Annotated in this window: 12 protein-coding genes and 1 tRNA gene; all 13 read left to right on the top strand. The window is 51.3% G+C overall.

The genetic code is table 11. The features are described 5' to 3' along the window. The first annotated feature begins 96 nt into the window (after positions 1-96). The 13 genes from ACY1JZ_RS20355 to ACY1JZ_RS20295 all read left to right on the top strand — a co-directional run bounded on the left by ACY1JZ_RS20355 (position 97) and on the right by ACY1JZ_RS20295 (position 10,943). Positions 97-942 carry a hypothetical protein gene (locus tag ACY1JZ_RS20355; protein ID WP_462630732.1) on the top strand — a complete coding sequence of 282 codons (846 nt, stop codon included), beginning with the start codon at positions 97-99 and terminating at the stop codon, positions 940-942. A 64-nt stretch (positions 943-1,006) separates the two neighbouring features. Beyond that, the gene (locus ACY1JZ_RS20350) at positions 1,007-1,618 is read left to right on the top strand and encodes an RNA polymerase sigma factor (RefSeq protein ID WP_462630731.1); all 612 of its coding nucleotides are present in this window, start codon (positions 1,007-1,009) and stop codon (positions 1,616-1,618) included. Further along, the gene (locus tag ACY1JZ_RS20345) at positions 1,557-2,507 is read left to right on the top strand and encodes a hypothetical protein (RefSeq protein ID WP_462630730.1); all 951 of its coding nucleotides are present in this window, start codon (positions 1,557-1,559) and stop codon (positions 2,505-2,507) included. The genes ACY1JZ_RS20350 and ACY1JZ_RS20345 overlap by 62 nt, the downstream gene beginning before the upstream one ends. Positions 2,508-2,720: 213 nt before the next feature. Further along, positions 2,721-4,178 (top strand): IMP dehydrogenase, encoded by a 1,458-nt coding sequence (gene guaB / locus ACY1JZ_RS20340; RefSeq protein WP_462630729.1) that lies wholly within the window; start codon positions 2,721-2,723, stop codon positions 4,176-4,178. A 211-nt stretch (positions 4,179-4,389) separates the two neighbouring features. Beyond that, positions 4,390-5,718: a D-alanyl-D-alanine carboxypeptidase family protein gene (locus ACY1JZ_RS20335; protein ID WP_462630728.1), complete on the top strand. Its 1,329-nt coding sequence runs from the start codon at positions 4,390-4,392 to the stop codon at positions 5,716-5,718. Between the two features lie 84 nt (positions 5,719-5,802). Continuing rightward, complete coding sequence (gene pdxS / locus ACY1JZ_RS20330) at positions 5,803-6,684, top strand: pyridoxal 5'-phosphate synthase lyase subunit PdxS (RefSeq protein WP_270167145.1); 882 nt, start codon at positions 5,803-5,805, stop codon at positions 6,682-6,684. 25 nt (positions 6,685-6,709) lie between these two features. Further along, positions 6,710-7,294 (top strand): pyridoxal 5'-phosphate synthase glutaminase subunit PdxT, encoded by a 585-nt coding sequence (pdxT, locus tag ACY1JZ_RS20325; RefSeq protein ID WP_462630727.1) that lies wholly within the window; start codon positions 6,710-6,712, stop codon positions 7,292-7,294. A gap of 27 nt (positions 7,295-7,321) precedes the next feature. After that, on the top strand, positions 7,322-8,605 hold the full coding sequence (gene serS, locus ACY1JZ_RS20320) for a serine--tRNA ligase (RefSeq protein ID WP_462630726.1): 1,284 nt from the start codon (positions 7,322-7,324) through the stop codon (positions 8,603-8,605). Between the two features lie 123 nt (positions 8,606-8,728). Beyond that, positions 8,729-8,817: transfer RNA gene (locus ACY1JZ_RS20315), tRNA-Ser, on the top strand. Between the two features lie 112 nt (positions 8,818-8,929). Continuing rightward, positions 8,930-9,274 carry a hypothetical protein gene (locus tag ACY1JZ_RS20310; protein WP_270167148.1) on the top strand — a complete coding sequence of 115 codons (345 nt, stop codon included), beginning with the start codon at positions 8,930-8,932 and terminating at the stop codon, positions 9,272-9,274. Positions 9,275-9,286: 12 nt separating this feature from the next. Further along, on the top strand, positions 9,287-9,457 hold the full coding sequence (locus ACY1JZ_RS20305; protein WP_270167149.1) for a hypothetical protein: 171 nt from the start codon (positions 9,287-9,289) through the stop codon (positions 9,455-9,457). Positions 9,458-9,507: 50 nt separating this feature from the next. Further along, positions 9,508-9,654: a small acid-soluble spore protein P gene (locus ACY1JZ_RS20300; RefSeq protein WP_270167150.1), complete on the top strand. Its 147-nt coding sequence runs from the start codon at positions 9,508-9,510 to the stop codon at positions 9,652-9,654. Positions 9,655-9,872: 218 nt separating this feature from the next. Further along, positions 9,873-10,943: a hypothetical protein gene (locus ACY1JZ_RS20295; RefSeq protein WP_462630725.1), complete on the top strand. Its 1,071-nt coding sequence runs from the start codon at positions 9,873-9,875 to the stop codon at positions 10,941-10,943. Positions 10,944-11,090 lie beyond the last annotated feature (147 nt).

Below are 11,090 nucleotides of genomic sequence, written 5' to 3'. Positions count from 1 at the left end.
CTGTTCATACATTACTAGCTGTCACATTATGACCTTGCTCCTTCGTAGTAGAGAGTAAGCACCAACAAAACAAGATGGAGGAAGGGAAGATCAGACATGAAGCATAAAATAAAATTATTAGTCGTCGCCGGGCTGCTGTTGGCCGTTTCCTCGGCCTTAGGAGCACCGCAGTTCTCATCTCTGAAGAACAGCAAGGGAGAGATTGTATATCAGGAGAAGTCTAATAAGGAAATCCACCCTAGAAAGTCTTCGGAGGATGAGCTGAAGCAACTGAAGATTGTTAATTATGTGTGGGATCATGAGATTAAAAGCGGGGAAGCTGCTGTTATCTATGTGGCGAAGAATAATCCGGAGCAACAACTGCATATTCGGGCCAACAATGAGACGTTGACGAAAATTGATGAGGTGCGGAATAAGCTTAAGTCTTCTGGCGTATCTGTGCCGAGCAAGTTGCCGGGAAATTTCAAGTTCAGCCATGCGGAGATACTCATGAGCAATACGGCTTACGATAAGCCCTATACAGATAAGGAAAAAATAGAGCTGGCTCAGAAGCTACAGAAGCAGGCGGCTGCTGCCAAGAAGGAATATGCAGTCATGCCGATTAAAACTACGGATCGGCTAATGAATGCTCGCATGTTCTACAAGCTAGGGAAAAAAGAGTTGGTCCTAGATGTGTACAATGCAGGCAAAGGGATTGTGACATCTTACGTAGAGGAGAATAATGCGGTGTCTAAAACCGTCATCTCCATCAATATGGCCGAGGTTCTGGTCACTAGTGATAAGGAAGCGGGAACCGCTGATCTCACATGGGTGGTAGAGCAGCCCAAGACCGGTGAGAAGCTGCAATACAAGTTGTCTTCATGGAGTAATGTGAAGGATGCGAAGGATAGAGTCAGCGATAAGGAACTGAAAAGTATAGCTAAGGAACTAATTAAGAAGTGATAGCGGCAAAATGTCACATTCGAGGAGGGTCGGTTCGTAGTAAAGGTATAAGGAGGGAGACAAATTGACGGATACAGAATGGCAGCAGGTGATTGCTAGCGTATTGCAAGGAGATCGTGAGGCCTTTAGCCAAGTGGTGCGGGGCTATCAGAAACCGATCTACTATTACTGCTATCATATGCTGCAACATGCTGCGGAGGCTGAAGACTGTGCGCAGGAGACGTTTCTGAAGCTCTACCGCAGCTTGGAGAGGTATAACAACCGCCAGTCAGCAGAGGCTTGGTTGTACAAGATTGCTTATCATCAGTGCATTGACTTGCTGCGCAAACGAAAGCTTGCAAGGTATCTCCCATTCTTTTATCAAAGGGACAAGGATCATCGGCATGTGGATCAACAGATCGATGCCACCTACTTTGATGAGGAGGTGCACAGAGCGATGAGCAAACTTACTGGTGAAGAGAGGAACCTGTTGATTTTGCGTTGTGTGGAGGATATGAGCTATGACAAAATGGCAGTCATCTTGCAGACAAGGCCTGCCACACTGCGCAAACGGTATGAGCGAACCGCAGCAAAATTTCGCAGCTATTTTCGTGAGGTGAAAGGGGAGACCAGCTATGACCATCGAGCAAAGGGATCAGGAGCTGAAGCGGCTCTTGCAAAGAAAGCAGCCACCTGAACCAGAGTTGACCGCAGTTGTAATGCAACAAATATCCCATCAACAGATCGAGAAAGGAAGATTCTATATGAAGCATAAAGTTAAACTATTAGTCATGGCTGGCATGCTGCTGGCCGTATCATCTGCCTTTGGCTCCACAGCATTCTTATATCTGAAGGATCGGACAGGCGATGTCGTACATGAAGAGGGGACTTTTAAGCAACATTCGATGACGGAGGATGAGCTTGCGGATCTACCACGTCGGAGCAGGACGAATCAGATCTGGGATACGATGGGGGACGGGGAAGCAGCTTTCATCTATGTTGTCCCGGATAATCCCCATCATTTATTTGAACTGAAGCTTACTCCCCATACATTCACAGATGAAAAGGAGCTCTTCGCCAAGCTGAATCGTCCTCAGTTGGAGCTGCCTGGTGAACTAGCGAGCGGTTATACATTTAAGAGTGGCACTATTATTTTTGAGCCGTCGAGGAGAGAGGGGAATCTGTCGGAAAAGGAGAGACAGGAGGTCGTACAGGAATTGCAGGAGATAGCGAGGCAATCCGGCCAGGATTACGCTGTGCTGCCGGTAGCGTTCAACAAGGAGTTCTGGGCTTTTACGATGGATTACGTAAAGGGTGAGGAAGAAGTATCGTTACGGGTAACGAATCTGTTCCAGCATGGGAGTAAGGGGTACGCGGAGGAACATATTCAAATGGAGAAAACGATGTTGGAGGAGAACGGGAAGGAAGCGATTATGACCCGTGATGAGGGTGGGCAGAGCGTAGAACTGACGTGGATCGTGGAGAATCAGGAGGAGAGTGGACATCATTATTTATATTCACTCCGAGCTCACGGAAACTCGGCTGAGGAGAAACTGAAACAAATCTGGCGACAGATCGTTCAGTAGAAGCGTGGTTATGCTATCCTCCATCCGCGATGATGTTGGTTTGTCGGCCGGAGGCCAGGCCCATAAACAAGCAGCGGAGGAGGATTGTTGAAAACAGAATGAAAGCTTGCGGCTCAATCCTTGACAGCCCCTAACCCCTCTGATAATATTGCAATAATATCTGGACCTGCGGTCCAATTTTCATCATATTGCATTTCAAGGAGGAACACCGTTGTGTGGCAAAACAAATTCGTCAAGGAAGGCTTAACGTTTGACGATGTATTACTGATCCCTCGCAAATCCGAGGTGCTGCCGCGCGAAGTTAATTTGTCCGTGCAGCTTGGCCCTAAGGTGAAACTGAATATTCCTGTCATCAGCGCAGGAATGGATACTGTCACCGAATCCGCATTGGCAATCGCTATGGCTAGAGAAGGTGGTATCGGCGTTATTCATAAAAATATGTCGATTGCTGAGCAGGCGCAGGAGGTAGATCGCGTCAAGAGGTCGGAAAGTGGCGTGATTACGAATCCGTTCTCGCTCACTCCGAGCCACCATGTCTATGATGCTGAGGAATTGATGGGCAAATACCGGATCTCAGGTGTTCCGATTGTAGATAATGATAACCGGCTTGTAGGTATTATTACGAACCGCGATCTGCGCTTTGTACATGATTATTCGATGAAGATTAGCGATGTGATGACACATGAAGAGCTGGTGACGGCTCCTGTCGGCACGACGTTAGAGGAAGCAGAGGTTCTGCTGCAGAAGCATAAGATCGAGAAGCTTCCGCTCGTTGATGAGGATAAGTGTCTGAAGGGTCTCATTACGATCAAGGACATCGAGAAGGCGATCCAGTTCCCGAATGCGGCTAAGGACGAGCACGGCCGGCTGCTGTGCGGCGCTGCGGTCGGCATCGCTAAGGATACGCCTGAGCGCGCGCAGGCGCTCGTACAGGCTGGCGTAGATGTGCTTGTGGTGGATACGGCGCATGGTCATCAGCGCAATGTTATCGAGATGGTAAAAAGGCTGCGTGCGAGCTACCCTGATCTGACCATCATCGCAGGCAATGTGGCAACGGGAGAAGCGACTCGCGATCTGATCGAGGCTGGCGCATCGGTTGTCAAGGTGGGCATTGGGCCGGGCTCGATCTGTACGACCCGTGTTATCGCCGGGATTGGTGTGCCTCAGATTACTGCTATCTATGATTGCGCATCGGTTGCTCGTGAGTATAACATCCCGATCATTGCTGATGGCGGCATCAAATATTCGGGTGATATTACGAAGGCGATTGCTGCCGGGGCGAGCGCAATTATGGTCGGCAGCCTGTTGGCGGGTACGGAGGAGAGCCCGGGCGAATCGGAGATCTATCAAGGGCGCCGATTCAAGGTGTACCGCGGCATGGGCTCGCTGGGCGCGATGAAGGAAGGCAGCAAGGATCGTTATTTTCAGGAGAACGAGAACAAGCTGGTTCCTGAAGGCATTGAGGGTCGTGTGCCGTATAAGGGGCCGCTCGCTGACACGGTGCATCAGTTGATGGGCGGGCTGCGCTCCGGTATGGGCTACTGCGGCACGCAGAGCATTGAGGAGCTGCGCAATGATACACAGTTTGTACGCATTACAGGTGCGGGATTGCGTGAGAGCCATCCGCATGATGTTCAGATTACGAAGGAAGCGCCGAACTACTCCCTGTAAGGAATAATGCGCCATAAGGTAAGAACTGGACGGGCTGGAGATAGGAGCAGATGTAACAATTGCTGCTCATCTCTGGCCTGTCTTCGTTATGTGAAGTTTCTAATCTGGGGAGGCACAGTTTCTGTCAAAGCTGGCGTTGATGGTTAGCCCATGTCCGTTTATTTGTGTTACAATATGAGAATGTAAATAACGGATGAAGGAGAGGGACGATTTGAGACGTAGCCGTTCGGTAAGGCTATGGCAGCCGGCTATTGCAGTAATGATGGTTGTGTGCATGCTTCTGATGGGCGTAGCCTCCCCTGCCCAGGCAGCAGAGAAGCGAAAGTATGTAGAGAATGAGTTGGGACTGAATGTCAGCTCCGCGATCTTGATGGATGCCGCGACAGGCCAGATCCTCTTCTCCGTGAATGCGGATGAAGCGCTGCCGCCTGCAAGCATGTCGAAGATGATGACCGAGTATATTGTAATGGAAGAGATCAAGGCCGGTAATCTGAATTGGGATGATGTTGTAACTGTGGGCAAGAATGCTGCAACGACGACGCGCGCAGGCTCTCATGTCTTCCTCGCAGAGAACGATAAGCATACGGTCAAGGAATTATTCATTGCGATGGCCGTCGGTTCGGCCAATGATGCGTCGATCGCTCTGGCTGAGCGCATATCCGGGACAGAGGAAGCGTTCGCGCAGCGGATGAATGCGACGGCGCAGGAGCTTGGGCTGGAGACTGCGCATTTTATTAATGCGACGGGTCTAGACCGAGAGGATCTAAAGCCCGAGTATCAGCCGCAGTCGATCAGCGGCGAGACGGTCATGTCCGCCAAGGATTCTGCGTTGCTCGCATATCACATACTGAAGGAACACCCCGAGTTTCTGGAGTATTCCAGTATCACATCCTATCGATTCCGCGAGCGGGATGATAAGGAATTGGTGAACTACAACTGGATGCTAGAGGGAAATAAGAACAATGCAAGCCTCAAGCAGTTTGCATATGAGGGTCTGGATGGCATGAAGACAGGCCATACGACACAAGCTGGCAACTGCTTTACAGGAACTGCACAGCGTAACGGCATGCGCCTGATCAGTGTCGTCATGGGCACAGGCTCCCAGTACGACCGCTTCCGCGAGACGGCCAAGCTGCTGGATTATGGCTTCGATAATTTCCAGGTGAAGACGATGGTTGCGCCCAAGACGGCTGTAGCAACGCTTGAGACTGTACCGGTGAAGAAGGGTGTACAGACTGAGGTGCCGGTAGTCGCTCAACAGGACATCAGCTTCGTCGTGAAGAAGGGCGCGGAGCCCAAGATTGAACTGCTGTCTAGCAATATTAAGGCGCCTGAGGAGCTTGTTGCTCCGATCCCGGCGAACACAGTTGTTGGTACGGTAACGTACCAATACACCGATGCCAACGGCAAGACCACAGACAAGACGGTCAACCTGATTACGAATGAAGAAGTGGAAAAAGGAAGCTGGTGGAGGCTGATGTTCCGCGGAATTAAAGATTTCTTCGTCAGCATCTTCCAAGGGATCGTGAATCTGTTTTAATCTTGTCGATTTGTCTGGGTTGCGGTAAAATTAATGGCTAGAGATATGACGGAAATTGAACCTACTTAGGAGGCAAAGAGAAAGATGGAAACCGGCACTTCGCGCGTAAAACGCGGTATGGCAGAAATGCAAAAAGGCGGCGTCATCATGGACGTCATGAACGCAGAGCAGGCAAAGGTTGCGGAAGCAGCAGGCGCAACAGCAGTAATGGCTCTGGAGCGTGTTCCTTCCGACATTCGTGCGGCTGGCGGCGTAGCTCGTATGGCTGATCCGACAATCGTCGAGGAAGTGATGAAGGTCGTATCGATTCCAGTTATGGCCAAGGCCAGAATCGGGCATTATGTAGAGGCCAAGGTGCTTGAGTCGATGGGCGTGGATTATATCGATGAGAGCGAAGTGCTGACGCCTGCGGACGAGGTCTTCCATATCGACAAGCATGAGTTCACCATTCCGTTCGTATGTGGGGCGAAGGACCTGGGCGAGGCGCTGCGCCGTATCCAGGAGGGCGCGTCCATGCTGCGCACGAAGGGCGAGCCGGGAACCGGCAACATCGTTGAGGCTGTTCGCCATCTTCGCCTGATTAATGGTCAGATCCGCAAGGTGCAGAATCTGTCCAAGGACGAGCTGTACCATGAGGCGAAGACGCTGGGTGTCGCCTATGAGCTGCTGCTTGGCGTGCATGAGACAGGCAAGCTGCCTGTCGTCAATTTCGCTGCCGGTGGCGTGGCTACTCCTGCGGATGCGGCGTTGATGATGCATCTGGGCGCTGACGGCGTATTCGTCGGCTCCGGAATCTTCAAGTCGGACAGCCCGGAGAAATTCGCGCGCGCGATCGTGGAAGCAACAACCCATTACCAGGATTACAAGCTGATTGCCGAAGTGTCCAAGAACCTGGGCACACCGATGAAAGGCATTGAAATCTCCAAGCTGAATGCAGCGGAGCGCATGCAAGATCGCGGTCTGTAATGGCTAAGGAAAGAAGGCAAGCATCATGAAAATTGGGGTTCTTGCGTTGCAGGGAGCTGTAGCCGAGCATATGAGAAGCATCGAGGCGGCAGGTGGACAAGCCGTTGCTGTCAAGACAATCGATCAGCTTGCTGAGCTGGACGGGATCATCATTCCTGGCGGGGAGAGCACGACGATTGGCAAGCTGATGCGCAAATACGGCTTTGTAGAAGCGCTCCAGCAATTTTCGGCGCAGGGGAAGCCGCTGTTCGGCACCTGCGCAGGACTGATCGTGCTGGCCGAGCGTATAGCGGGGGATGAGGAGGCTCACCTCAAGCTGATGGATATTACGGTCGCCCGTAATGCTTTTGGCCGCCAGCGTGAGAGCTTTGAGACCGATCTGACCGTGGAAGGCATCGAAGAGTCGGTGCGTGCGGTATTCATTCGTGCGCCGTTAATCGTCGATGTTGGTTCTGCTGTACAGGTACTTTCGACCTATAAGGGAGAGATCGTGACGGCTCGCCAAGGCCACCTGCTGGGCTGCTCCTACCATCCAGAGCTAACGGATGATTTTCGGCTCCATGCATACTTCCTGGAGATGGCGCGGGAAGCGGCAGTCCAAGTTAACTAAACCCTGTAGAGAGGGGCCTGTATTGTTGTGTTAGATATAAGATTGCTGAGAAATGACTTTGCGAAGGTTCAGGAGGCGCTGCATAAGCGCGGAGCCTCGGCGAATGCGATCGAACAATTTCCAGCGCTCGATGGCAAGCGCCGCGAGCTGCAGCAAGAGAGCGAGCAACTGAAGAGCCGGAGGAACACGGTGTCCCAGGAGGTCGCGAAGCTAAAGAAAGCTGGACAGGACGCTGAGGCGCTCATTGTAGAAATGCGTGAGGTAGGCGACCGAATCAAGGAGCTGGATGAGGAAGTGCGGGAGCTGGAGGTTCAGCTTGATGAGCTGCTGCTGTCCATTCCGAATGTCCCGCATGAAAGTGTGCCGATCGGAGCATCGGAGGAGGATAATGTGGAGATTCGCCGAGTAGGCGAGCCTACAGCATTTTCCTTCCAGCCCAAGGCGCATTGGGATGTCGCGCAGGATTTGGGACTGCTGGACTTTGAAGCGGCTGCCAAGGTGACAGGCTCTCGCTTCGTCTTCTACAAGGGGCTTGGCGCCAGGCTGGAGCGTGCGCTTATCAACTTTATGATGGATGTGCACAGCGACCAGCATGGCTATGAAGAGGTGCTGCCGCCGTATATCGTCAACCGTGATAGTCTAGTTGGCACAGGCCAACTGCCGAAGTTTGGAGAAGATGTGTTCAAGATTGCGGACACGGATTATTTCCTGATCCCGACAGCAGAGGTTCCAGTAACGAACCTGCATCGCGAGGAGATTCTTGCGGCAGAGGATCTGCCGAAGTATTTCGTAGCCTATTCCGCTTGCTTCCGCTCAGAGGCCGGATCGGCGGGCAGAGATACGCGCGGTCTGATTCGTCAGCACCAGTTCAACAAGGTGGAGATGGTGAAGCTGGTCAAGCCGGAGGACTCCTACGATGAGCTGGAGACGCTGACGGCCAACGCTGAGAAAATCCTGCAACTGCTCGGGTTGCCCTACAGGGTAGTTACACTGTGTTCAGGCGATATTGGATTCACATCGGCAAAAACCTATGACCTTGAGGTGTGGTTGCCGGAGAGCGGCATGTATCGCGAGATTTCATCCTGCTCGAACTTTGAGGATTTCCAGGCGCGCCGCGCGGGTATCCGGTATCGTCCTGAGCCAAAGAGCAAGCCAGAGTTCGTCCATACGCTCAATGGCTCCGGTCTGGCTGTCGGTCGGACGGTGGCCGCCATTCTGGAGAACTATCAGCAAGAGGATGGATCGGTGATCATTCCCGAAGCACTGCGTCCGTATATGGGCAATGTGGAGCGGATTACACCGAAGAAGTAACCTGCATTACAGGACAGGCCGAGTAGAGTGGGGTATGCTCGCTTCACTCAGCCTGTCATTTTCAGTTGCATCTTTCAATTCGACTGTGATATAATCTTATTTGTGGCGATTCAATAATTCTATGGAGAGATACCGAAGCGGTCATAACGGGGCGGTCTTGAAAACCGTTAGGGTGCAAGCCCACGTGGGTTCGAATCCCACTCTCTCCGCCATAACTTAACGATTCAGCCTGCCGGCTTGCGGCAGGTTTTTTTTGTCTTTAGGAGCCATGTATTGATCCTGCCCGCTTGATGCATCTTAATAGATGATGGAGGTGGAACAATCATGAAGAAGGATTCATTGCAGATTGAACAGCAGGCGTTGGCAGATGCGTGGCAGCGTACATTGCCTACAATGCTCGAGCCTGGCGATGCGATCGAGGTTCGGGTGGATGAAGCGCAGCATAATGCATTGCACATATCTATTCATGTAGCGGGACGGCAAGACTACTCGCTTGATTTCAAGGTAGAGTACGTGGATAGCCGAGAGATCAAGGCACAATTCATCGATGTGGAGAAGGATGGACGCAATATCGATGAGCGTACTCCGATGCTGCAGGAGCTAATTCAGGACTATACCCGCCATCTTCACGAGTGCGCACAAGCGTTGCAGCAGCTCACCCATGCATAGGAGGCAGGACAAATGACGCAAGCAAAGGGACATGTGGATAAAAACCTGCAAGGCGTAGCCAAGGATCTGGCAGAGCAGACAGTGAACAGCCATCACGCGCAGCAGCTCCAGCAGGATAAGAATGACCGCAGGCATCAGGACGCGCTCAATCACGACGAGCCTGCTGATCTGGAGCAGCCTTAGACGTGCAGAGGCAGCACTGAGCATATATTTTCAAGCAAGGGGGTTTAAAGATGGGTAAGCCCAAGAGTCAGCCTGTTCCTGGGGCAACTGACGAGCAGCACGCAAGCAATCGCGGTGAAGGCCAGCAAGAGCCGTTATCCGGCTCGAAGAAGGTCAAGCAGGCCAACCATACACGGCATAACAATGCCGAAGGCTAGGGAGTTTGCATGCTCCCCTAAGAAGGGCAACGTGTTACGTATACATCTGTCGAATATTAGCCTCTCGTTTGGATCGATACAGATCTGAACGGGAGGTTTTTTGTCGAAATTTACGACTATCTTTAATATAATTTTAGAATTCTACTCTAAAAATTCCTTTCCGTTCCATCCAATTTATATTACAATAAGGGATGACTTGCGAATAGGAGGGAACAACATTGAATCGTAAGATGGGATTGAAATGGGTGCTCATGATGGCTGCCCTTCTGATCTTCGTGGCAGGCTGCGGGCTGCGGGCAACACCACAGGAGACCATACAGGGCGCGCTTGAGAAGACGATGGGATTGAAATCATACACATTTTCTACATCAGTTAATTTGGACGAACTGACACTGCCCGAGGCTTTCTTGGAGAACGAAGGCCCTGAGGGCGCTATGGTGCTTGGTTTGCTGCAAAATCTGAAGATTGATATGAACGGCACCTATCAGGCCGAGCCGATGCGCATGGAGGTTACAGCGGATATTGCGCTGTCTGGCGATCTTTCCTTCAATCTGACTGTGCCGATGGTATTCACCAAGGAGAAGTTCTGGATTAAGGTTCCGAAAATCCCTATGGTGCCTATGGGCGAAGTGGCTGGAAAGTTCGTGGAGATTGATCTCGAGGAGCTAGCCAAGCAAGAGGAAATGAAGGTTCCGGCATACAATCCCGAGCTGCAGCAGAAGCTTGTCCAGGATGTGACGTCTATTGTACTCAAGCATCTGGATAGCAAGCAGTATTTCCAGCAGCTTAGCAAGGAAGAGCTGAAGGCGCTGCCTGAGGGGCTAGAGCTGAATAAGGCGATCAAGGTATCTGTGAATCAGAGTAACTTTGAGTCGGCGGTGCTGACATTTATGGAGAAGTCGTTGCCTGAGATTCTTGATATGCTGGCTGGCAATGAGAGCTACATGAAGATTCTCGATGTTACGAAGAAAGATATTGAGTCGTCGAAGAAAGAGCTTTCCGGGGAAGATGCAGAGGTATGGAAGAAGGGTCTGGAGGAGATGAAGAAGGAGCTGACCATTAATGAGTTTTCCTTGGTTGGCGGAATCCATAAGAACTACCTGACATACCAGGATGTCAAAGCAGATATGAGCTTTATGGTTGACGGTGATCCGGCCAAGCTGGTGCTGAGCATTGTGAACAGCTATGCCAACCTGAATGAAGCGGTGGAATTCAAAATCGAGGTGCCGGAGGACCAGATCATTACGATGGATGAATTGAGAAATCAGGGCAGCCAGTTAGAGTACTAGAGCCTGATAAGAATTCTATTCTATAGAGCATGTTACCAAGCCTGACGGTGAAGCCGTCAGGCTGGCTCTAGTTGCCGATACAAAAAAATTTCTCTTTCGATAGCAACTTTTGCCTGTGCCGCAGCGTCTACTCATCAAAGTCCTTTA

The sequence above is a fragment of the Paenibacillus sp. J5 genome (assembly GCF_054955055.1).
The sequence above is the reverse complement of the archived record's forward strand: the minus strand, read 5'-3'. Positions and strand labels throughout refer to the sequence as shown.